This is a genomic window from Vibrio pectenicida (genome assembly GCA_024347015.1).
GTDB classification, from domain to species: domain Bacteria; phylum Pseudomonadota; class Gammaproteobacteria; order Enterobacterales; family Vibrionaceae; genus Vibrio; species Vibrio pectenicida.
The window spans coordinates 176,075-199,994 of record AP024889.1; the positions used below are offsets into that span (position 1 = coordinate 176,075).

The 23,920-nt window shown below is 36.8% G+C and carries 22 protein-coding genes and 1 pseudogene; 20 read left to right on the plus strand and 3 right to left on the minus strand.

What is annotated here, in order from left to right; genetic code table 11:
• Positions 1–7 precede the first annotated feature (7 nt).
• The 3 genes and pseudogenes from OCV27_RS00830 to rfaD all read right to left on the minus strand — a co-directional run bounded on the left by OCV27_RS00830 (position 8) and on the right by rfaD (position 2,722).
• Entirely contained in the window at positions 8–568 is a 561-nt protein-coding gene (locus tag OCV27_RS00830; protein ID WP_125320297.1) for an acyltransferase, read from the minus strand.
• A 141-nt stretch (positions 569–709) separates the two neighbouring features.
• Positions 710–1,639: pseudogene (locus OCV27_RS00835) on the minus strand (glycosyltransferase family 4 protein); the annotation flags it as partial.
• A 141-nt stretch (positions 1,640–1,780) separates the two neighbouring features.
• A complete protein-coding gene (gene rfaD / locus OCV27_RS00840) occupies positions 1,781–2,722 on the minus strand; it encodes an ADP-glyceromanno-heptose 6-epimerase (protein ID WP_125320259.1) in 942 nt (313 codons plus the stop codon).
• A gap of 175 nt (positions 2,723–2,897) precedes the next feature.
• Between rfaD and OCV27_RS00845 the strand changes: the two genes are divergently transcribed.
• From OCV27_RS00845 to OCV27_RS00940, 20 genes are all read left to right on the plus strand, one after another.
• Entirely contained in the window at positions 2,898–4,088 is a 1,191-nt protein-coding gene (locus OCV27_RS00845; RefSeq protein ID WP_125320258.1) for a UDP-N-acetylglucosamine 4,6-dehydratase, read from the plus strand.
• 12 nt (positions 4,089–4,100) lie between these two features.
• Positions 4,101–5,243: a LegC family aminotransferase gene (locus OCV27_RS00850; RefSeq protein ID WP_185759743.1), complete on the plus strand. Its 1,143-nt coding sequence runs from the start codon at positions 4,101–4,103 to the stop codon at positions 5,241–5,243.
• A gap of 23 nt (positions 5,244–5,266) precedes the next feature.
• Positions 5,267–6,088: a 3-hydroxyacyl-CoA dehydrogenase NAD-binding domain-containing protein gene (locus OCV27_RS00855; RefSeq protein ID WP_337969255.1), complete on the plus strand. Its 822-nt coding sequence runs from the start codon at positions 5,267–5,269 to the stop codon at positions 6,086–6,088.
• Positions 6,078–6,719 (plus strand): PglD-related sugar-binding protein, encoded by a 642-nt coding sequence (locus OCV27_RS00860; protein ID WP_185759742.1) that lies wholly within the window; start codon positions 6,078–6,080, stop codon positions 6,717–6,719. The genes OCV27_RS00855 and OCV27_RS00860 overlap by 11 nt, the downstream gene beginning before the upstream one ends.
• Positions 6,716–7,558, plus strand: coding sequence for a glycosyltransferase (locus OCV27_RS00865; protein ID WP_337969256.1), 843 nt, complete (start codon positions 6,716–6,718; stop codon positions 7,556–7,558). The genes OCV27_RS00860 and OCV27_RS00865 overlap by 4 nt, the downstream gene beginning before the upstream one ends.
• A gap of 9 nt (positions 7,559–7,567) precedes the next feature.
• Complete coding sequence (locus tag OCV27_RS00870) at positions 7,568–8,623, plus strand: N-acetylneuraminate synthase family protein (protein WP_125323407.1); 1,056 nt, start codon at positions 7,568–7,570, stop codon at positions 8,621–8,623.
• Positions 8,623–9,321, plus strand: coding sequence for an acylneuraminate cytidylyltransferase family protein (locus OCV27_RS00875; protein ID WP_125323406.1), 699 nt, complete (start codon positions 8,623–8,625; stop codon positions 9,319–9,321). The genes OCV27_RS00870 and OCV27_RS00875 overlap by 1 nt, the downstream gene beginning before the upstream one ends.
• Entirely contained in the window at positions 9,299–10,327 is a 1,029-nt protein-coding gene (locus tag OCV27_RS00880; RefSeq protein WP_125323405.1) for a nucleotidyltransferase family protein, read from the plus strand. Before OCV27_RS00875 ends, OCV27_RS00880 begins: the two co-directional genes overlap by 23 nt.
• A gap of 81 nt (positions 10,328–10,408) precedes the next feature.
• Positions 10,409–11,755, plus strand: coding sequence for a capsular polysaccharide export protein, LipB/KpsS family (locus tag OCV27_RS00885; protein WP_337969257.1), 1,347 nt, complete (start codon positions 10,409–10,411; stop codon positions 11,753–11,755).
• On the plus strand, positions 11,752–12,996 hold the full coding sequence (locus OCV27_RS00890; protein WP_125323118.1) for an oligosaccharide flippase family protein: 1,245 nt from the start codon (positions 11,752–11,754) through the stop codon (positions 12,994–12,996). The genes OCV27_RS00885 and OCV27_RS00890 overlap by 4 nt, the downstream gene beginning before the upstream one ends.
• 284 nt (positions 12,997–13,280) lie before the next feature.
• Entirely contained in the window at positions 13,281–14,270 is a 990-nt protein-coding gene (locus tag OCV27_RS00895) for an O-antigen polymerase (protein ID WP_337969258.1), read from the plus strand.
• 33 nt (positions 14,271–14,303) lie between these two features.
• The gene (locus tag OCV27_RS00900; RefSeq protein WP_245986852.1) at positions 14,304–15,407 is read left to right on the plus strand and encodes an N-acetyl sugar amidotransferase; all 1,104 of its coding nucleotides are present in this window, start codon (positions 14,304–14,306) and stop codon (positions 15,405–15,407) included.
• Positions 15,407–16,021 (plus strand): imidazole glycerol phosphate synthase subunit HisH, encoded by a 615-nt coding sequence (gene hisH / locus OCV27_RS00905; protein WP_125323121.1) that lies wholly within the window; start codon positions 15,407–15,409, stop codon positions 16,019–16,021. Before OCV27_RS00900 ends, hisH begins: the two co-directional genes overlap by 1 nt.
• A gap of 4 nt (positions 16,022–16,025) precedes the next feature.
• Complete coding sequence (locus OCV27_RS00910) at positions 16,026–16,808, plus strand: AglZ/HisF2 family acetamidino modification protein (RefSeq protein WP_125323122.1); 783 nt, start codon at positions 16,026–16,028, stop codon at positions 16,806–16,808.
• A 19-nt stretch (positions 16,809–16,827) separates the two neighbouring features.
• Positions 16,828–17,865, plus strand: coding sequence for a polysaccharide biosynthesis protein (locus tag OCV27_RS00915; RefSeq protein ID WP_125323123.1), 1,038 nt, complete (start codon positions 16,828–16,830; stop codon positions 17,863–17,865).
• Positions 17,866–18,987, plus strand: a complete 1,122-nt coding sequence (gene wbjC, locus OCV27_RS00920) for a UDP-2-acetamido-2,6-beta-L-arabino-hexul-4-ose reductase (RefSeq protein ID WP_125323124.1) — start codon at positions 17,866–17,868, stop codon at positions 18,985–18,987. It abuts the gene before it with no gap.
• 1 nt (position 18,988) lies between these two features.
• Positions 18,989–20,119 (plus strand): non-hydrolyzing UDP-N-acetylglucosamine 2-epimerase, encoded by a 1,131-nt coding sequence (wecB, locus tag OCV27_RS00925; protein ID WP_125323125.1) that lies wholly within the window; start codon positions 18,989–18,991, stop codon positions 20,117–20,119.
• 3 nt (positions 20,120–20,122) lie between these two features.
• Positions 20,123–21,343 (plus strand): glycosyltransferase family 4 protein, encoded by a 1,221-nt coding sequence (locus OCV27_RS00930; RefSeq protein WP_125323126.1) that lies wholly within the window; start codon positions 20,123–20,125, stop codon positions 21,341–21,343.
• Positions 21,344–21,882: 539 nt separating this feature from the next.
• Complete coding sequence (locus OCV27_RS00935; RefSeq protein WP_185759839.1) at positions 21,883–22,023, plus strand: hypothetical protein; 141 nt, start codon at positions 21,883–21,885, stop codon at positions 22,021–22,023.
• Positions 22,024–22,092: 69 nt separating this feature from the next.
• Complete coding sequence (locus tag OCV27_RS00940; protein WP_337969259.1) at positions 22,093–23,871, plus strand: hypothetical protein; 1,779 nt, start codon at positions 22,093–22,095, stop codon at positions 23,869–23,871.
• The last annotated feature ends 49 nt before the right edge of the window (positions 23,872–23,920 follow it).

Below are 23,920 nucleotides of genomic sequence, written 5' to 3' on the forward strand. Positions count from 1 at the left end.
ATGTATACTAGAATGTTAGCTTATGTCTCCAGTTAACTTCACCAATTATTACTTTGGCAGGGTTGCCTACTGCAATGCTATTGTTGGGAATTGATTTTGTTAATGTTGAGTTTATTCCTAATATCGAGGAATCTCCAATAGACGTTCCTTTTAATACGGTGACATTGTCCGCTAACCAAACATGATTTCCAATATTTATATCTTTAGATGGATTTATACGAGTGCTATTCTTTAAAATATCATGTCCATCGCTGGTCATTATTTTAACATTCCTCGATAGCATGCAGTCTTCGCCAATAGATAGCTTTGTCCCATTTTCTCTAGCAGATAGATAGCTATTGTGTCCAATTATGGTGTGTTTTTTAATATTAATCATGCAGTTATCGCCATCAATTTCAATTTGGCAATCTCGAATGTTAACATTGTCTTCAATTATTAATGTGTTGTTTTGACCTTTAATTAAGATCGAACACCGACGAATCTTGGCTGATGGGGATAGTTTAATAGTGTGACTTTTCCCTTGAACTCGAAATTTATTCCTAAGTCTAGTGATTAGGTTGATAGGCATATCTTTGTTACAGTCTTGATTCTGGTAATAGTTTCGTAGCTTTTTAATATGGTTTTCCATTGAAAATTCTGCTTTTGCTCTGTCGTAGGCGGCATTAGCGTTGTTTTCTTTAAGAGAGGTGTCATTGAGATAGATTTCTATACTATTAGCTATTTCGATAGGCTTGTGAGGGTTAGCGAGAATTGCGACTGGCTGTAGTATTTCCGGAAGAGCTCCTGTATTGGCTCCAATAATGGCTTTTTTAGAAGCCATTGCCTCAATGGCGGTTAATCCAAATGCTTCATTGTGATTGGGTAAGCAGACTATATCCATTATTGCTAGCATGCGCTCTGTATCTTTTCGAAATCCGATTAAATGTACCCTGCTTTCTAGAGCAAGCTCAGCAATGCGATCTTTAAGTTTGCCTACAAAGTCATTGTCTGAACCATTAGATACATCTAAGCCTCCAACAAATAACAATTTAAGTCTAGGGTGTTTTTGGTAGATTAAAGCAAATGCTTCTAGCAGCTCCATTTGTCCTTTTCCCGGACAAACTCTCCCCACATTTCCTACAATGGTCGATTTATTATCAATTCCCATTTCTTCTTTAATTAAGCGAATAGCCTCGCTATCTTCAATTGGGGTCAGAGGTATATCAGTACCAAGCCATAGCCGATCTATTTTATGTTTTGGGATGGGGAGTGCATTGATATTCCTTCGATAGGTTTCATTACTGATTGAAAAGACTTTTTCTAAGTGGGAGTATGCCCATTTATGATATAAGTCTTTTTTAGGGCGTGTTACACCCATATGCTCAGTAAAAAAGGTCTTTCTTTTTGTGAGAAGGCTAAGCAGCGCGGAAACTAGGATATCGCCAGATTTATGGCAATGGACAATTTTAACATCTTTCTTTTTCAACCATTTGTTCAACTTTATTAGTTGCGATGAAATTAATTGACCTTTACTTTCTACTTCAAATATTTCAATTCCTGCATCCTGCATACCTTTGGCAACTTGGCTTCCAGATGTACAAAGCCCATACACATGATGACCCCGTTTGATAAATTCTTTGCCTGTTCTGATGGGGTACATTTCTAGCCCACCCCAGCCTTTAGAAAGGCATACATGAAGAATTGCTGACTTTGTCAAGTTTATACCTTTAATTGGAAATAGTTTTAAAAACTAGGAGTAGTTAAACATCCTCTCTGAGATAGAGCTTCAAGAAACTTGCAGCTATTTGTTTATTAATTGCATGTACTCTGTTACTCCTTCCGACACTGTTTTAAACTTTTGCTCACAGCCAGCTGCGCGCAGTTTAGTAAGATCAGCTTGAGTATATTCTTGATAAGCGCCTTTTAAGTGTTCAGGGAACGGGATAGTTTCGATAGCACCTTGTTCGTGGTACTTGATTACTGCTTTGGCTACTTCTTCAAAAGACTCAGCATTGCCAGATCCTAAATTGAAAATGCCTGACACACCGCTTTGCATAAACCAGAGATTGACTGCTGCCACATCACCAACATAGACAAAATCACGTTTGAAGGTTTCGCTACCTGCAAATAATTTCGGGTTTTCGCCCGCGTTCATTTGGTTGTTTAAGTGGAATGCTACTGAAGCCATAGAGCCTTTATGCTGTTCGCGAGGTCCATAAACGTTGAAGTAGCGAAACCCTGTGACTTGAGATAGTTTTTCTCCGTGCTCATCAGCATCTTGCCAAATGCGGCGAACATAGTTATCAAACTGCTGTTTTGAGTAACCGTATACGTTTAATGCACCTTCATACTTCTTCTCTTCGATAAAAGTATCAGTATCGCCGTAAGTTGCGGCAGAAGAAGCGTATAGGAAAGGGATTTCACGTTCAAGGCAGTAATGAAGAATTTCTTTTGAATATTCATAGTTGTTGAGCATAATATACTTACCATCCCACTCTGTAGTTGCAGAGCATGCACCTTCGTGGAAGATGGCTTCGATAGTGCCTAAATCATCACCAGCCATTATTTGAGCTAAGAAGTCATCACGATCCATGTAATCGGCGATATCAAGGTCGACTAAGTTTTGAAACTTTTTTCCATTTTTTAAATTATCGACAACTAAGATGTCATTAATACCCTGTTCGTTAAGCGCTTTTACGATGTTGCTGCCAATCATGCCAGCTCCGCCAGTTACGATGATCATAAATATATCCCAGTCCAGTAAGCAATTAAACTGATGCCAGTATATCATGCAATAGTTACTACGCGAATAGATCAGCGAGTACGATAATGTGAGTCGAGTTTGGAGTCGATTATTTAGTGGGCATGAGTTAAAATTGTTGAATTAAAGCGCTTGAGCTACTATTTGGAATTTTTTAATGAGTAATGTTCTACCTCTAATTGGTCGCAGTGATGCCTTATTTACACTAGATATTGAAAATCATGAGGCAGAGCTGTCACATGTTGTTTCGAGGTCAAGTTTTTTAGTTCTTGGTGGTGCAGGGTCGATTGGTCAGGCTGTGACCAAAGAAATTTTTAGACGTAATCCGAAAAAGCTACATGTTGTTGACATTAGTGAAAACAACATGGTTGAATTGGTTCGAGATATTCGTAGCTCATTTGGCTACATTGATGGTGATTTTCAGACCTTTGCTTTGGATATAGGCTCTCTAGAGTATGATGCGTTTATCAAAACGGATGGGCAGTTTGATTATGTGTTAAACCTTTCAGCGCTCAAGCATGTGAGGAGTGAAAAAGACCCATATACATTGATGCGCATGATTGATGTGAACATTTTTAATACAGATAAAACGATCCAGCAATCTATTGATGCGGGTGCGAGAAAGTACTTCTGTGTTTCAACTGATAAAGCTGCAAATCCAGTCAATATGATGGGAGCATCAAAGCGTATTATGGAAATGTTCCTGATGCGTAAAAGTGAGCAAATGGCAATATCAACTGCTCGATTTGCAAATGTCGCGTTTTCTGATGGTTCACTTCTGCATGGATTTAACCAGCGCATTCAAAAGCGTCAACCTATAGTTGCGCCAAATGATATTAAGCGCTATTTTGTGACTCCTCAAGAATCAGGTGAGCTATGTTTGATGTCTTGCATCTTTGGCGAAAATCGTGACATTTTCTTCCCGAAGCTGAGTGAAGCTTTGCACCTTGTTTCATTTGCGGATATTGCGGTGAAATACATAGAGCAGCTTGGCTATGAACCTTACTTATGTGAAACGGAAGAAGAAGCTCGTAAGCTTGCACATACGCTTCCAGAGCAAGGGAGATGGCCATGCTTATTTACCGTAAGTGATACTACCGGTGAAAAAGACTTTGAAGAATTTTTTACAGACGAAGAAGAGTTGGACATGTCTCGATTCGAAAATCTAGGCATCATCAAAAATGAGCCTCTTTATGAACAAGACCTTCTAACTTTGTTTGAAAACAGTGTTTCTAAGATGAAAGGTGAGCGAGCTTGGACTAAGGAGCAAATTGTAAAATTGTTTTTTACCATGATTCCTGATTTTGGGCACAAAGAAACTGGTAAATACCTCGATGGCAAGATGTAGGTGGGGCATTTAATGAAAGCGACATCGATAGTTGAATTTGTGAGAGATACTTACAAAACTGACGAATTTATTCCCTTGCATGCACCAAAGTTTGATGGCAACGAAAAAGCTTATGTAATGGAAACGATTGAAAGTACGTTTGTTTCCAGCGTTGGTAAGTTTGTTGATGATTTTGAGAAAAAAATTGAGGCTTACACTGGTACGGCTAAAGCAGTAGCGACGGTTAATGGCACGGCGGCATTACATGCTGCGTTGTATATGGCTGATGTTCAAAGAGGCGATTTTGTCATCACACAAGCTTTGACCTTTGTTGCCACCTGTAATGCCCTATATCATATGGGGGCTGAGCCAATTTTTCTGGATGTATCGCCAGTGAGCTTAGGACTTTGCCCTAAGGCTGTGTATACATTCCTAGAAGAGAATGCTGAAGTCACAGACGATGGTTGTATCCATAGACACACAGGTAGAAGGATCAAGGCAGTTGTACCAATGCATACATTTGGTCACCCTGTAGAGCTTGATGAACTGATTGCTGTTTGCTTGAAATGGAACATTGCGTTGGTTGAAGATGCTGCAGAAAGTCTGGGTTCGTTTTACAAGGGCAGGCACACTGGTACAATTGGTGATTTTGGTGCTGTTAGCTTCAATGGCAATAAGATCATTACCACTGGTGGTGGTGGTATGGTGTTATGTAAGACTCAAAAATTAGGTGCGCGTACTAAGCATGTCACGACGACATCAAAAGTTCCTCATCCCTATGAGTTCTTCCATGATGAACCCGGCTTCAACTACCGTATGCCTAACTTAAATGCGGCTCTGGGATGTGCGCAGATGGAAGTCATCGAACAGTATCTGAAAAAGAAGAGACTACTTGCAGAAAGCTACCAGAGTTTCTTCAACGGAACAGGCTTTAAGTTTGTCACTGAACCAGAATATGCGCAGTCAAACTACTGGCTAAATGCAGTCATTTGCCCAGATAAAGAAAGTCGTGAAGAGGTGCTTGCTGGAACAAATGGTTCTGGTGTGATGACTCGACCGATTTGGCAGCTCATGCATAGGTTGCCTATGTTTGAAAATGCAGTACGTGGCGATTTGACTGTTTCAGAAAAAATGGAATCTTGTCTTGTAAATTTACCAAGTTCACCTGTTGTTTAGGAGAAAACATGAAGGTCTTAGTTTTGGGCACTGGTCAAATGGGTAGTGGTATAACTGCACTGTTATTAGCTACAGCAGAGGTAAGCGAGGTTATTTGGTGGGGGCGTTCTGATACACATGAAGAAACGGCTAACCGAAAATTAAATCGTGATCTGCGCCGCTATGGTAAACTAAACTCAATTGAACCTGAGCAGATGTATGGAAAATTAAAGCTCGTCAATGATTTTGAATCTGTAGATTCGGTCTCATTTTGTATTGAAGCTATCTCAGAACACTTTGATGAAAAAGCATCTTTGTTAGGATTTGTTTCTGAGAAATTGCCAGAAGATTGTGTTTTAGCGACCAATACTTCTTCTTTTTCTATTACAGCACTGTCAATGCATACATTCCACCCAGATAAGCTGATTGGAATGCACTTTTTTAATCCCACATCTGTAATGGAATTGATTGAGGTTGTGAAAGGATTAAATACTTCTGAGGAAATCATCGAAAAAACTGTGAAGTTAGCAAATCTTTTGAATAAAAAACCTATTGTTGTCAATGAGTCTCCTGGTTTTGTAGTGAATAGAATGTTGATACCTATGATTAATGAAGCTATTGCGATTTTAGCAGAGAATGTTGCTAGCGAGTTAGATATAGATCAAGCGATGAAACTTGGTGCTCACCATCCTCTAGGGCCTTTGGCTCTTGCTGATCTAATTGGCAATGATGTTTGTTTATCTATTATGGAAACTTTACATTATGAAACTGGAGATCCAAAATACCGAGCTCATTCGTTGTTAAGACAGTATGTTCGGGCGGGATGGCTTGGTAGGAAAACGAAAAAGGGTTTTTATGATTACTAACAGAATTGCAATTTTTGGCACTTCAGGTTTTGCTCAAGAAGTAGCGGATATTTGTGAAATACTAGGATATAACGAAATTGTTTTACTTACACATTTAGATGATTGTTTACCAATTAATGGCCTGAACGTAATCAGAGAGAGTGAAATTGAAGAAATCAACAACAAAGGTTTTCATTTTGCTATTGGAGTTGGAGATGGTCATACGAGAAAAAAAATAAGAGAACTGTATCCACATTTAATATATCCAAATTTGATTCACCCTTCTGCGACGTTCGGGCGTAATCAAAAGTCTAAAATAGAGTCTCAAGTTGGTAATATTATTACTGCTGGTGTTCGGTTTACTACGAATATAAAAATTGGTGATTTTGGCATTTTTAATTTGAACTCAACTGTAGGACATGATTGTGTCATAGGTGATTTTGTATCAGTTATGCCATCTGTCAATATTTCTGGTAATGTTGTAGTTGAAAATCTTTGCATGATTGGTGTAGGTGCAACGATATTAGAAGGAAATACGAATAAGAAAATTACACTAGGTGAAGAAAGTCTAATTGGCGCTAATTCATTGGTAAGAAAAGATACTGTTAATCAAGCAATTTATTTCGGAATACCAGCAAAAAAAATAAGATGAAAAATTCAGCTTCTACTTGTATCCTGACTACAATATTCCCCATGCCAAAGGAGTATGTTGTTGATTTCTTTAGGTCACTATCTGCTCAGTCCATCTCTGATTTTGAGCTTGTAATCGTTAATGATTTATTTGATAATTTAGACCCTCTCATAAATGAGTATGCGAACTTCAAATGTATTGTCCTTAAGGCTGGAGATACACCAATAGAAAATAGAGAAAGATTAGTTAGTTTTGCAATACAGAATCAGTATGAAACTATTATCTTTGCAGATAGTGATGATAAATTTTCTGAGAATAGAGTTGAGGTGGTTCAGAAATATTTGTGTGAAGCTGATATAGTTATTAATGATGTTTCCACATTTATGTCAAACATTAGTATTGATAGTTTCTATTTCTCTGAATATCTAGAAGATAGACAAAAAATAAAAATAGATATGATTAAAGAATCAAATATATTTGGTCTATCCAATACAGCAATGAAAAAAAATGCCTTAAATAAAATTAAGCTTCCATTTCCTAGTCATTTAGTCGCTTTAGATTGGTATATTTATTCACAATTACTACTTTTAGATCTTAAAGCGATATTTACAAATAAGTGCATTACATTTTATCGACAACATGAAAATAATCTCGTTGGAATTGGTACATATTCAAAAATTGATTTAATTAACATTTTGAATATAAGGAAGATCCATTTTCAAGCTATGCTTGATTTAGGCCATACAGAGTATCGTAACTGCATAATCTATAATGATATTTTAATAGATAGAGTGCGAGATAATAAATTGCAAAATGTAAGTAGAGATAAGAAAAACCCGTTTTGGTGGGAAATAGATTAAGAGAATACTATGAAAATTACAGAGTGCTTTACGTTAAAAAATTTTAGTAAACCGTATATTATTGCTGAACTAGGTGCAAATCATAACGGTGATATGGAGCTAGCTAAGAAACTGATTGTGGAGGCTAAGGAAGCAGGTGCTGACTGTGTTAAGTTCCAGAGTTGGACCAAAGATTCAGTATTTGCTAAGAAAAAATATGAAGATAACTATTTTATTGCAGATGACTATCGTGATAGAACGGACTACACATTAGAGGAAATTGTAGAAGAATACTCAATTTCCGAGCAAGAACTTTTGGATATGAAAGCTTATGCTGATAATATTGGTATAGATTGCTCATCTACTCCGTTCAGTAAACAAGAAGTTGATTTCTTAGTTGATAAATTGAAGTCACCTTTTATCAAAGTTGCATCAATGGACTTAAATAACTATCCATTTCTCACATACATTGCTAGTAAAGGCTTACCAATAGTCATTTCTACTGGTTTAAGTGAGCTACATGAAATAGACAAGGCAATCAGAGTCATCGAAGAAGCTGGTAATACTCAAATCTGTATTCTTCATTGTGTATCAACTTATCCACCTGTTGATTCAGACGTAAACTTAAACAATATGAAAACACTTATGGAGACTTATCCTGATTACTGTGTTGGCTTTTCTGATCATACGATAGGAATTGAGATTCCATTAGCTTCTGCAGCTATGGGAGCCAGCCTCATTGAGAAGCACTTTACTCTAGATAAAGATATGGAAGGTTGGGATCATAAAGTATCAGCAAATAAAGAGGAGCTAGAAGCTATTGTTAAAGGTACCTCTAGAATCAATGATGCGTTGGGAAGTTTCCGTATTCAGGCAACTGAATCTGATGAGAAAAAAGCTGAGTTTCGCAGAAGCATTGTTATTAATCGTGCAATGAAAAAAGGTGAAGTGATCACTGAGCAAGATCTCGACTATAAACGCCCTGGTAATGGAATCAAGCCAGAAATGTCTGGGTTTATTGTAGGGATGAAGGTCAATAAAGACTTAAAGTTTGACCACATTTTAATTAAAGAGGATTTGGTTTAATGATTGCTATCGTTCCTGCGAGGGGGGGATCTAAAGGTTTGCCTGGGAAAAATATTAAATCTTTGTTTGGCAAACCTATGATCGCTTATACGATTGAAGCAGCTCTGAATTCTAAGTATATAACTGATGTGGTAGTATCTACCGATGATCAGGAAACATATGATGTAGCTCTCTCTTATGGGGCGATTAAGTCTTTTTTACGTCCTAAAGAGTTGGCGAGAGATGAATCTCTTGCAATTGACAATTACATCTATACTGTTCAGCGATTGAATGATGAGTTCGGTAAGGATCTTAGTTCGTTCATTGTGCTACAACCAACTTCTCCACTAAGGAAAACACAAGATATAGATGGATCTATAGAGCTATTTTACAGCAAAAGCGCAGACTCTGTAGTCAGCTATTGTGTAGAACATCACCCAGTTATGTGGCATAAGTACATTGAGGAAGACTCTAGGCTGACATGTATATTTTCTGATGAAGTTATAGAAAATAGACAAAAGTATCGGGAGTCTTACTATCCTAATGGTGCCATCTTTGTTTTCAAACAATCTCTAATTGAACGTAGGGAATATTTTTCAGATCATACTTTTGCCTATAAAATGCCAAGATCGAGATCTGTTGACATAGATACGCAAGAAGATTTTGATTACGCTGAATTTTTAATGAGGAAAAGTAATGAATCATGTACTTCTTTATAATGAGGAATTAACAATAAAGGAGGTAGTTAAGGCTTTAGATGAAAGCGGAATTGGTTTGGTCTCATTTGTAGATAGTGAAAACAATCTTGTGGGGATTTTGACCGATGGAGATTTGAGGAGAGGAATTCTCAATAATCTAGAAAATGTAAAGGATCTAATTAATTTTGAACCTATAAAAATGGCTTCAACTTCATCTAAATCTGAAGTTATCGCTAGCCTAAAGTACCTTCATAGAAGGCACATGCCGCTAGTTGATGATAATAATAAATTTATTTCAATCTTTTCATTAGATGATATCGACTTTGTCTCTAGGCCTAATACAGTTGTTATTATGGCAGGAGGACTAGGTTCTCGATTAGGAAAACTGACTAAAGATACTCCAAAACCAATGTTACATGTTGGTGAACAACCTATGTTACTACATTTGGTTGAGCAGTTTAGAGAGCAGGGTTTTAGGAAATTTATCCTATGCCTCAATTATAAAAAAGAGCTTATTCAAGAGTATTTTGGCGACGGCAGTAAATTTTCTGTAGATATTGAATATATCGTAGAAGAAAAAAGGATGGGAACAGCCGGCGCATTAAGCTTGATAAAAAATAAGTTTGAGCAACCTTTTTTTGTAGTTAATGCAGATGTTCTTACCAATTTAAGTTTTGATGAACTATTAGATTACCATATAGATAAAGATGCATTAGCTACAATGGCGGTACGTGAATATTGCCATGAAGTGCCATTTGGTGTAATCAAAAAGCAAGGTGGTAAAATTATAGGAATCGAAGAAAAACCTAGTATTAGTTTTGATGTGAATGCAGGTATTTATGTTTTAAGCCCTAAAACTATAGAAATGATTCCTGAAGACCAATTCTACGACATGCCAAGCTTATTTAAAAAAATGGCTAGTAATGGCGATGACTGTCACTGTTTCCAAATTAGGGGATATTGGATTGATATCGGTAGGAAAGAAGAGCTTGTTAAAGCTAATTCAGACCTCAGAAAAGGATTATAGTCGCTCGCAGCGAGAGTTAAGGCTGCAGTTAAGTTTCAATTATAGCTAAATTACGAATGAAATACTCATAATGGTCATTTAATGAAATTTTTATCTCATGCAGGCCCTTGGTCTGACAAATATCTTCAACACATTGTAAAAGAAATTTCCAATGATAACGAAAATATGATTTTAAGTGCACATAAATCCGTTGATAGATCTGGACTTTGGTCTATTTACTATAAACAACTAGATGCTCTTAAAAATAATCATTTCCCCTCATCTCCCATAGATGAAGATATTATAGTTAGGTGTAGATTACTACGTAGTATCAATAAAAATGACGCTCTTCTACACTTGAATGCTATGAAGAATGCCATTATAGATGTTTTTGATAGATATGATCCTGATATAGTTTTATCCGAAACAATTGATTCATATATAATGGATCTTCTCTACTTCGAATGTAAATCTAGAGGAGTTCCTTTCGTAGGTCTGGTGACTGTTTTTGTAAACGGCTATTTTAGAATCTCTGCTAGAGGTGAATATAACTTTATAAGAGATGTTCCTGATGAAGAAGTAGAAAAAGTATTGAAATTACTTGAAGATAAAGCATATTTACCAGGATTTGTAAAAAAGGATAAAGTTGGTACTAAAAAGAAAATTATAACTAAATGGATAAGAAATCTTATAAAAATTCCATATTTTTCTTTAAAAAGAATAACGTCTGGAGATTATTTTAACTATCATTATTGGCAATCAGTAATTATATCCAAGGAATGGGCACATCTATTTCCCCTTTTTGAAATTGGAAATATTGAATGGAAAGATGAAATTAAGCGGGTAGATAGTAAAATAATATATATACCTCTTCAGATGATCCCTGAAGCGACAGTTGATTATTGGTGTGAGTCATCCGAAGTTATCAACTATGATGAAGTATTAATAGATTTTATTGATTCACATAAGGACCTTCATTTCCTTATTAAAGAACATCCTAATGTAATTGGTTATCGTAATCCAAAATTGTATAACATTTTAGGGTCTAAAATAAATGTAACAATTTGTCCAACTCAGACGCCTTCTAATCTGCTAATTGATTATTATGATGCTACGATGGTTTGGACTGGAAGTGTAGGGTTTGAGGTTGCTTTAAGAAGTAAACCGGTGTTGAGTCTCTCTCCAATATATTACTTTCCAGATGAACGATTTTACAAGAAAATTTCTATAAATTCCCATTCTCAAGAAATTGCTAATTATATTGATGGCTATTCTGAATTATCTAATAGCGATAAACATGAGTTAGTTCGTCATCTGCTGAGTGGTCTTGATAGTGGACAACTTAGAGTCGATGGCACTTGGGATGAGAAGAATTATGATGATCTTGAAAATATGAAAACCTTATCTGCTTCTCTTGCAAAATATATTAAAAATGAAATGGATAAATGATGAGCTTGAATCATATCTGTTATCTATTTTTTTCTATAGGAGGCGCTTGCTTATCTTTTTTTAAGCTTGGCTATTTAGCAAGTTTATTGGAACCCATTGAGTTTGGGAAATACTCACTCGTTATTATTTCCTATATTTATATAGGTTATATAGGAAGTATGGGTTCCAATGAATATATGTTGAAAGTTGGTTCTGCAGCTCAAAATGACTCTCAGCGCATAAGCGTTCGTAATATTTCCCTCAGTTATAGTATTCTGGGAGTTATAATTTTATCATCAATTCTTCTTATGTCTTCATATATAATAGGTGATGTTGATTTGACAAATTTAATCATTAGCATGGTGATTTTAGCATGTTGTGCCCAACCTTATAATATTTTTGAGTCATTTTATAGATCTAGTCAGAAGATAATTAGCTTCTCATCGATGCTATTTTTTAAATCACTATTGGTACTATTTTTCCTGTATATTTTTGTGGAAGACTATGGCTTTTATGGTGCGATAATATCAGAGGCTAGCTCATTATTAGCCATTTCTATTGTTTGTTTTATTATTAACCGCGCTGAACTCAAGAGTTCAAGAGTCTTTGAAGGTATCAAGTGCAAAATTAAAGTGGTGATCACTGAGGGTTTCCCTTTTTGTATGGCGACTATGTTAAGGAATTTGTCAGTTAGTTTTGAAAGGTATATAGTCTCTATTTTGTTTGGTATGTCTAGTCTTGGCCTGTATTCATTCCTGATGATTTTATATCAAGGTAGTGTGTTGGGTAGTGGAATATTAATGAATGCTTTGGGCCCAAGACTAATTAATATCAGCCATCAGGAAGAAGGCAAGCGCCATTTTATGAATATGGTTATAATGTTGTTCGTCTCTGTTATTATTGCATCCATAGTTATTTATCCGCTTTTTTACTTTATTGCTCCCATCATCATTGAATCATACTTCTGGTCTTATTATTCTAGTAGTACACTTTCGATGCTTACTGATGTATACGTATTATGTGTGGTTTCATTTCTACTCTTTATTAGTGATTGGGTCCTTCTTAGCTTGTCCAAGGAAAAGCTTGCTAGGAATTTAACATTTCTATCTTTGATTTTTATTGCCTTTGCATTTTTGTATGGGGTCTATAAAGAATTAGAACTATCAACTTTCATTGAAATCACTGTGATCATTAGATTTTTGATGTTAGCTATCACGTCAAATTTCTTGTATAAATATTTTCTTGGAGAGAGTTATAGATGAGTACTAGGTTTTATGATAATAAGCTTAAATCATGCTTATTTGGTACGTTCATAATACTATTTCCATGGTTTGTTGTGTCATTTACTAGAGTCTTTGGCCCAATAACACATGTTAATGTAAGTCTAGATTTGATTTGTTATCTGATATTTTTTGTTTCCATTACATATTTATCTTATCTAATAGGTTTCTTTATTCAGAGTGATGGATCTTATTCAGATCATGAACGCTATATTTGGTCGAATAGAGGACTGATTTTTCAAATCAGGTCTATTTTCTTGTTTCTAATGTTAGTATATGTATTTTTCGCCTACTTTGATTTTTTTATCGTAAAGAATGCTACTTTAGATGGAATAGTCGAGCAACGAGAGTTAGAGCACCTAACTGGGCCTAGAGATTCTATCATCGGCATGTTTAATGTATTTCTTTCTGGTATTCCTCCTCTTTTTATGTCTATTTGTATGTTTGTTCCTTATAGAAGCAGAAAAATGAAAATGGCTAGCATAGTTCTAGTTTTTTTGGGTTTTTTGGCTATGTTTTTATCTGGAGGAAGAAATGCATTTTTTATCAGTCTACTTTACTGCCTACTTGTTAAGTTTGTTTTTTTTAATAAACATAATAAAATTTCAAAAAATAGAATTAAACTTATATTGATGTCACTAGTCGTTTTTCTAGGGATCGTGTACTCATTGAATATATTTTTGGAGAGATTTGAGGTCCAAGGCTTAGATGTAAGCCGCATGTTGGACTATTTGGAAAGAGAGTATGACATATCAATTTATCGAATCGATTTTATGTCATCAGTTTATCAACCGATATATTCAGTATTGGTTTATCTTTCGTTTTATATCACTCATTCATTTACATATTTGGATGATTATTTTCAATTGTCATATTCGCCTCATCTTTTAGGAGGTTATAATTTCTACATTATAGCTCGAATAGTAGATTTTATTACAGGAAGTAGCCTTTTCCAAGTTGGGAGTGAGTCGATCTTGCAGAGTGGAGTATATCTGACTTTTCCAGGTGCTCTTTACATAGATTTTGGATATTTTGGTGGTTTAATATCTGGAGCTGTTATTGGTTTGTTTTTCGGCTATTTAACTAGCAAGCTGGGAAACTGTACTATCAGCCATAAATTGTGGTTCACATTTATAGCTGTTAATATGCTATTTTCGCCGATATACAGCGTTATAGGTATGGCCAATGGGTGGTCGTTGTTTGTTTTGATAACCTTCACCACTTTTCTCTCAATTAGGATTCGAAAACGAGATTAAATAATGAGCTATCAGATATGTAGTAGATGTATCATGGATACATCAGATCCAAGCATTTCTTTTGATGAAGAAGGTGTTTGTAGTCATTGTAATAACTTTGAAACTGTAATATATCCGAGTTGGCATACCGATGAGCGTGGCTTTAAGCAGTTGATGAATATGGCGGAGGTGATCAAGAAAGACGGTATAGGAAAGGACTTTGATTGTATTATCGGATTGTCTGGAGGTCTAGATAGTTCTTATGCAGCATACATAGCTAAAGAGGTTATGGGACTTAGGCCATTGTTATTCCATGTTGACGCAGGTTGGAACACCGATCAGGCTGTTGGGAATATTGAAAAACTTATCAAAGGGTTAAATGTCGAACTCTTCACTGAGGTAGTTAATTGGCAAGAAATTAAAGATCTTCAAGTCGCTTTTTTAAAGGCAGGAATACCAGATCAGGATTTAGTTCAAGACGCCGCATTTTTTTCTGGACTGTACCGTTTTGCTCGAAAGCACAAAGTTAAGCATATATTAACAGGCTCAAATTTTTCTACTGAATGTTGCCGTGAGCCAGAAGAATGGGGTGGATATTTGGGCGTTGACTCGACACTATTTAATGATATCCATAGCAAATTCGGTAGCAAAACAAAGCTTACTGATTTTCCGCTTGTAGATATCTTGTTATACAAAGTGTTATATAAAATTTATCCAGGTATGAAAGTGCATTACCCTCTGAACCTAGTGTCTTTTATTAAAGGAGAGGCAGAACAGGAGCTTAATGGCAAGTTTGGTTGGGAAAAGTTCCAGCACAAGCATCACGAGTCGCGCTTTACTCGTTTTTACGAAGACTACTGGCTACCGAGACGTTTTGGTTTTCAAAAACGCCGTGCCCATTTTTCGAGTTTGATTCATACTGGACAAATGACCCGAGAAGCTGCTTTAGAGAGAATTGCAAAGCCTGAAATGGATGAGCACTTTTTGGCAAGAGAGTTCGAATATGTAGCACATAAGTTAGATCTAACAGTTGACGAGCTACAAGTATTATTTGATGCACCCAAGAAAACTTACCGAGACTACAAAAACAAGCGTTGGCTTATCCAATTTGGTGCATCGTTGCTGCGGAAATTGGGTAATGAAAAGAGGAACTTTTAGTGGTACATATCATCGATTACGGAGTCGGTAATATTCAAGCGTTTCTAAATGTGTATAAACGGCTTGGGCTACCCTGTAAGAGAGCTCGCTGTATAGAAGATTTAGTGGGTGTTACGCATCTTATATTACCTGGGGTTGGTTCATTCGACTATGCTATGGCCCGCTTCTCAGAGTCTGGGTTACGAGAAAAAGTAGAAGAACTTGTTCAAATTAAAAAGGTTCCTGTTCTCGGTATTTGTGTGGGAATGCAAATGTTAGCGACCAGCAGTGAAGAAGGGGTTTTAACTGGTTTAAATTGGATTCCCGGTCGAGTTCGATCTTTTCGTAATTGTCCCCTAAGCGAAGGTTTACCTATGCCTCACATGGGTTGGAATACGGTGGATTTTTCTCAGTCATCGCCACTTTTCAACGAATTTCCTGATGACCCGGAATTCTATTTTTTACATTCATACTTTTTTGACTGTGATAATGAAGAAAATAGCTTAGCTAAGGCAAGTTATGGATTGAATTTTGACTGTATCGTAAGTTCTGGGAACGTTTACGGTATACAGTGCCATCCAGAAAAAAGCCATCAATTCGGTGAAACTATTCTTAAGAATTTTTCGGAGCTATAGGGCTATGTTAAGACCACGAGTTATCCCTTGTCTTTTAATCCACCAAGGTGGGCTTGTTAAAACTCAAAAATTTGGTTCTCCAAAATATGTTGGTGACCCAATTAATGCAGTTAAGATTTTTAATGAGAAAGAATCCGACGAGTTAATGGTGATTGATATTGATGCCACCACAAATGGAGCAGAACCCGACTATGATCTCATTGCTAAGTTAGCTGCCGAGTGTAGGATGCCGCTCTGTTATGGTGGTGGCATCAAAACAGCAGCTCAAGCTTCTCGCATAATTGATCTTGGTGTAGAGAAAGTGGCATTAAGCTCTGCTGTGATTGCAAATCCCAACTTAATTGGTGAAATATCGGGTAGCATTGGTAGCCAAAGTGTTGTAATTGTTGCTGATGTGCAAAAGAAAAAAGGTATTTTTTCTAATGGTTATCAAGTTGTTACGCATAATGCTACTCAAGTTCATAAAGTTGATATATTTGCGTTGGCAAAAACAGTAGAAGAACATGGGGCTGGTGAGCTTGTTATTAATTCTGTCGATTTAGATGGCATGATGACAGGGTATGATCTAGAACTGTCAAAGAAAATCAAAGAACAAATGCATATTCCTGTTACTTTCCTTGGGGGAGCTGGCAGTATGCCTGACCTAGAGAAACTGGTTCAAGAATGTGGTGTTGTTGGTGTTGCAGCAGGTAGTTTGTTTGTCTTTAAAGGAAAATACAGAGCGGTTCTGATTAGTTACCCAACTAAACAAGAGAAAGCCAATTTAAGCAAGCAAGTTTCAATTTAGGCGATAACGGAGTTAAACGGTGTTCAACAACAAAATATTATTAATCACAGGTGGAACAGGCTCATTTGGCAACGCTGTATTAAAAAGATTTTTAGATACAGATATTAAAGAAATTCGCATTTTTTCTCGCGATGAGAAAAAGCAAGATGATATGCGCAAGCAATACCAGCATCCTAAACTTAAGTTTTATATCGGTGATGTTCGTGACTACCACAGTGTCTTAAACGCGACTCGTGGGGTTGATTATATTTTTCATGCGGCGGCTCTCAAACAAGTTCCATCTTGTGAGTTTTACCCGATGGAAGCTGTAAATACGAATATCCAAGGTACAGAGAATGTGTTAGAAGCCGCAATTACTAACCAAGTGTCTAGAGTTGTGTGTCTAAGTACAGACAAAGCTGTCTATCCTATCAATGCGATGGGTATTTCTAAGGCCATGATGGAAAAAGTAATGGTAGCGAAATCAAGGAACCTTGATGAAACTAATACCGTTATTTGTGGTACTCGCTATGGTAATGTTATGGCCTCAAGAGGCTCGGTCATTCCCCTGTTCCTTAGACAGATCATGGGTGGTGATCCAATTACAATTACAGACCCCAATATGACTCGCTTCATGATGACGCTAGATGATGCTGTAAATTTGGTTCTGCATGCGTTCCAATATGGGGAAAATGGAGACATTTTTGTACAGAAGGCACCAGCAGCAACGATTGAGGTGTTGGTAAAAGCTTTGCTAAAAATTACAAGCAAACCAGATCATTTGGTTAACATCATTGGTACCCGTCATGGTGAAAAGCTTTATGAAGCACTTTGTAGTCGTGAAGAAATGTTTGTTGCTGTAGATCAGGGTGACTACTATCGTATTCCTTCAGATAACAGAGATCTTAATTACTCTAAGTATCATGAAGATGGCGATAAAGATCTTTCTTTGGTTGAAGATTACAACTCTCATAATACGGAACGGTTGAATGTTGAAGGTATGATCGGGTTATTGCATAAACTGGATTTTATCAGAGATATTGAAGCAGGAAGTGTCAATGTACCTGGGGGCGTGTAAATGAAAATCGTCGTTACTGGGGCGAAAGGCTTTATAGGCAAAAACCTTTGTGTGATGCTCAGAGAAAATGGGTACTCTGATCTCGTTGAAGTTGATCGTGAAACTAGTCGTGAACATCTTGCAAAGCAATTGGCCTCAGCTGACTTTGTTTATCATTTGGCGGGAGTTAATCGTCCCAAAGACGATATAGAGTTTCAACAAGGCAACGAAGACTTGACACAGTTCGTGACAGAGATACTAGCCGAATCGCAACGAAAAGTCCCTTTAGTCGTGAGTTCATCTATTCAGGTCGAACAAAATAACCCTTATGGTCAAAGCAAGCGTGCTGCGGAACAACTTGTAGAAAATTATGGATCTACAACTGGATCCGCGTACTATATTTATCGTTTACCTAATGTGTTTGGTAAATGGTGTCGACCAAACTACAACTCTTTTGTTGCTACTTTCTGCTACAACATTCTAAATGATATTGCAGTGACAGTTAATGACTCTAGCGCACCAGTAAGACTAGTTTACATTGATGATGTTTGCCGTAGTTTAATTTCACTTATAGAAGATGAGGATCAGTCTGGTTATCAGGAGGTGACTCCCACTTATCCTACAACAGTTGGTGAAGTTGCTGATCTTTTACGTGCGTTTAAAGCAAGCCGACACAATCTGACAACAGAGGATGTAGGAGTAGGATTGCCCAGAGCTCTTTACTCTACATACCTAAGTTATATGATACCCGACCAGTTTAGTTACTCAATACCCCGTTATGCTGATGAGAGAGGCATTTTCAGTGAAATTCTGAAAACAAAACAAGCGGGCCAGATGTCATTCTTTACTGCCCACCCAGGTGTGACCCGAGGTGGACACTATCACCACAGTAAAAATGAGAAGTTCCTAGTTGTAAAAGGTAACGCACGGTTTAAGTTTAAGCATATAGTGACTGCTGAGCAGTACGAAATTTGCACCGATAGCCGTGATTTGAAAATTGTTGAAACTGTTCCAGGCTGGTCTCACGATATCACCAACATTGGTGAAGAAGAGATGATAGTTATACTGTGGGCAAATGAAATTTTCGACCGTGATCTTCCTGATACCTTTACCTATCCACTGTCAGAACTTGAGAAAAGTTAAAATGAAAAAAATGAAAGTAATGTCGGTGGTTGGAACACGTCCAGAAATAATTCGCCTTTCCAGGGTTTTTGCGAAGCTCGATGAACATTGTGAGCATATTTTGGTGCACACGGGACAAAACTATGATTTCGAACTGAACGAAGTTTTCTTTAATGATTTAGGTGTAAGAAAGCCTGACTACTTTCTGAACGCTGCTGGTAAAAACGCAGCAGAAACGATTGGGCAGGTGATCATCAAAGTGGATCAGGTTTTAGAGCAAGTTAACCCAGAAGCAATGTTGGTTCTGGGTGATACCAACTCATGTATATCAGCTTTACCAGCGAAGCGACGTAAAATACCGATCTTTCATATGGAAGCGGGTAACCGATGTTTCGATCAAAGAGTACCAGAAGAGACAAACCGACGAATTGTTGACCATACTGCTGATATCAATTTGACCTACAGTTCTATCGCTAGAGACTACTTGCTAGCAGAAGGCTTACCAGCTGATCGTGTAATCAAAACGGGTAGCCCAATGTTTGAAGTACTCAATCATTATATGATGCAAATTGATTCATCAGATGTTCTTTCTCGACTTGGACTTACTAGAAAGCAGTTTTTTGTGGTCAGTGCTCACCGAGAAGAAAATGTAGATTCTCCTAAGCAGCTAGAAAAATTAGCTGAAACGTTGAACACAGTTGCTGAGCAACATGACATGCCAGTGATAGTGTCTACACACCCAAGAACACGAAATAGGATTGAAGCTCAAGGCCTAGACTTCCACCCTAAAATTCGACTTTTAAAGCCCTTAGGTTTTCACGACTATAACCATTTACAGAAAAACGCCAAAGCGGTCCTATCTGATAGCGGCACAATCAATGAAGAATCGTCCATCATGAACTTTCCTGCATTGAATCTGCGTGAAGCTCATGAGAGACCAGAGGGAATGGAGGAAGCATCAGTAATGATGGTAGGACTAGGTGTTGAGAGAGTTATGCAAGCATTGCAAGTGCTTGAGTCTCAACCAGCAGGAGAAGAGCGACTACTCTGCCAAGTTTATGATTACTCAATGCCTAACGTCTCTGACAAGATTGTTAGGATTATCCATTCTTATACCGACTATGTTAAGCGAGTTGTTTGGAAGGAATATTAAATCGTGCGAATTGCTTTGCTTCCAGATGATTACCTACCGAACAGTACTCTGGTTCATGCTAAGATGTTTCATGAGCTAGCCTTAGAGTTGAAACGTTTAGGTCATGAACCAGTAGTGATAACTCCTAGTCATGGTCGACAAGATAGACGTTTAGTCATTGATTTCTTTGATGGAGTAGAAGTTTGGAGATTTAAAAACCCTCCTATGAGGGGGAAAGGAAAGATTCAAAGAGTAATTAGTGAATCACTGTTATCCTTGAGTGCTTTTTGGGCGCTCAAGAAGATGGCCTCCAAAAATGCGTTTGATGCTTGTATAAACTATTCTCCAACGATTTTTTTTGGTCCATTACTATGGTGGTTTAAAAAGCGGCATGGCACTTATAACTATCTGATTTTAAGGGATATGTTTCCCCAATGGATAGTGGATGAAGGCCTCGTGTCAGAATTGTCACCGATCACAAAATACTTCCGTTTATTTGAACATATAAACTATAAAGCATCTGACTGTATAGGTTTGATGTCTCAAGCGAATGTTGATTATTTTTCTGAACTTAATCCAAGATATAAAAACCTACAAGTCTTAAAAAATTGGTCTGATGTAAAGCCAATCTCATTCTCAACCAACGAAATAGATGTTCGTAATCAGTGCCAGCTGCAAGAAAAAATCATTTTCTTTTACGGTGGGAATATTGGTCATGCTCAAGATATGAGGAATTTATTGAGATTAGCCAAAGGAATGAAGCCTTATCCCGAAGCTCATTTTCTATTTATTGGACAAGGCGACGAGGTAAATCTGGTCCATGATGTGAAAGAAGCGGAAGGGCTAGACAATGTGACTATATTGCCCTCAATAAGCCAGAACCAGTACAAAGAGGTTTTAACTCAAGTTGATATTGGATTGTTTTCTTTGGCTAAAACTCACAAGGCTCACAACTTTCCTGGAAAACTACTGGGTTATATGGTTCAGTCGCTACCCATCCTTGGGAGCGTAAACGGAGGCAATGATCTGATTTACTTTATTCGAGATACAGGTGCTGGTTTCGTATTTGTTAATGGTGAAGATGATAAACTAATTCGTGCAGCTAAAGTACTCTTGAATCAAGAGAAGCTACGTCTCGAATTTGGAGAAAAGGCACATAACGTGCTTAAAGAACATTTTTCTGTTCAATCTGCAGCTAAGCAGCTTGAAAAAACCATCGAAAAATCGATATATACAAGTAAATAATTGGCTTTAGATTAATGAAGTTACCCTCGATTCCATATAATGAGTACGGTATTCTTGAAAAGAGGAAGCCAACTGCTGAAAGAGGTACTCTCTTCTCGGCAAGAAACAAGCAGTGCCGCCATGAGTTATCAACAGTTGGTTGATGGTAAGAGATATTAGATTTTTACTCTTTTGGAACAAGCATTTTCAATCTCTGAAATTGCTTAAAGGTGGAATGTCGCCGTGTAACGGAGTGCCGATGGGCGAGAATGATTTGAAGATTGGGAAATCGACTGGCACAGCACTGGTGTTATACTGTTCGCCTTGGACCGAAAAAAGCTGTTCTATTGGTTAGTACCTTCAAATCAGGCAAATTGAGTGACGAGTGTGGCAATTAAAATACTAATTCTATAAAGGGATTACCTAAACACGATTACCGAGGACAGTAGCAGAGACTTTACAGGTCATCAGGGGCTGCAGAAGCGCTGGATGCCAATGGTATTTTGTCTAAATGTTTAGCTCTGGGGTGCAAAAGCGCCAATGGTTTGTTGAGGAATTATATGAAGCAAGGAACGGACTTGAGAGTGGTAACGGATGACGATATTGAGTTTGCTCAATCAATGCTTAATAACTATCCTAAGAATTATTTAGGGTTCAAACAGTCTACTGTTATTTCTAAAGAAATACTAATGGCCGCTTAATATTAGACAGTATCGCACTTCGAAGTTGGATTCGGGTGAAATTTTTTAACAATAATTGAAGAGTAAATAATGTCATTAGAAAACAAAAATATCTCATTTGTCTATTTATTACTAGTGTTTTTTTTATCATTTTTATCACTTGGGTATTTTTTTGATTTTTACTCTAGCTTGAAGTTATCAATGTTTTCTTTTTTACTAATGTTCGTGGCTCATCGTGAACAGCTACACTATGATAGTGAGCTTTATTGTAAAGCAATAGTAAATTCTGTATTGTTGGTAATTATTAGCATCGCACTTTTGGCGACATTTCCCAATGATTTCCTCCCTTACTTTAATGCTTTCCCATATGAATCTTTAGAGGCTGGGGGAAAACTACATCATGATACGTTATTCCATATTGCGTTAATTAAGAGTATTATGAATTTTGGCTACACAAGTATTGGCCAAGATGGTAATCAATATATTCATTATCATTATTTGTCCCATTACTTTGATGCAGGGCTAAGTTTAATATTAAGTCTAGACCCTTTCGAAGATTACGCATTAATTATGTCGATGAAGATGATTGTATTAGTTGCATCTGTACAGTTATTTCTAATTCGAACAATTAAGGAAAGGAATCTTCTAATAGTTTTGTCTTTAATTATATCTCCGGCTATTTTATATACTTGGCATGTTGTAGGTTCGCACTCTTTGTTTTATCCTAGCCTGTTTTTTATTTTGTTATCCAGTAAGATTTTTTCAGTATTGGTTAAAGAGGAGTGTTGGAGTAACGTTGATTATCTCGTGCTTACTATTGTTGGGCTTGCTCTAGTATTAGCTAAAGTGTCTTCTGGCTTTGTTTTTCTTAGCTTTATAGGTGTCTATTCTCTTTCTACAAACTTTAGGAATACGAAAATCTACTTCTGGGGGAGTATCTGGTTGCTGATCATTTTCTTTCAGTGGTATATGTTTCGAACTTTCGACTCAAGTGCACCTAGTAATTTGAATTCAAACTTTGATGCTAGTGTTTTATTCTCTAATGCTTATAGTTATTTGATGGTACATAACCCTATTAAAGCTTTACTATCTCCAGTGGATTTTATATCTGGAGAAGAGTTGTTTTTTTTCAAAACACAAACCCTTATATATTGTATGCTTCTGTGTCTTCTGTTGTTTTCGGCTTTAAGGCAGAAGATCTTAATGTTTAAGCTTTCTGTGTCATTCTTTTTTGTATCGCTGTTTATATTTTCTTTATCAGTTTTACCTCTTGGTCTAAATGTTACTGATGTTTTTTACTTCAACTCATCACTAATGTTACTAATTTTAGTATTATTGGTTCAGACTGTATTTTATGATATTGATGAATATAATCTGTTTGATAAAGCTATGGTTTTATTTGGTGTGTCTATAGTTTCTCTTACTTCGCTTTTTTTATTGGAAAGGGTGGGGGGAAGTAAATCTCTAGATGACTTGCTTATTTTGAAGAATAAAAGTTCTGCTGTAGAAACTGCCCAATTGAAAGTTTTAAACAAAAACTTGGTCGCCCTCTTGGAAGTCAAAAAACTAAACGCAAGCAATACCTTGTTATTGGTGACAAAGGAAGCCTTTGAGAGTGAGCTGGTTCATTATAACGTAGAACCATGGGCAAGAGGTTTGCTGATCTACTCGGTTACAGGAGTTCCTCTCTACCACGGAATAACAAATTTGAAAAATGGGTATGGTTATTCTCGATTTACTGAAGAAAATATGAGCTTAAGAATAAGTGAAGTTAATAAAAAGAGACTTTGCTATGATACCAATAAAACCTTTGTTATAATCAGTAGTTTATATAATGATAGTTTTGATATTTTGGATTGCAACACGTAGAAGCTTATCAGGTATATTTTGAATGTTTAATAAAAATGCTCTCCGCAAT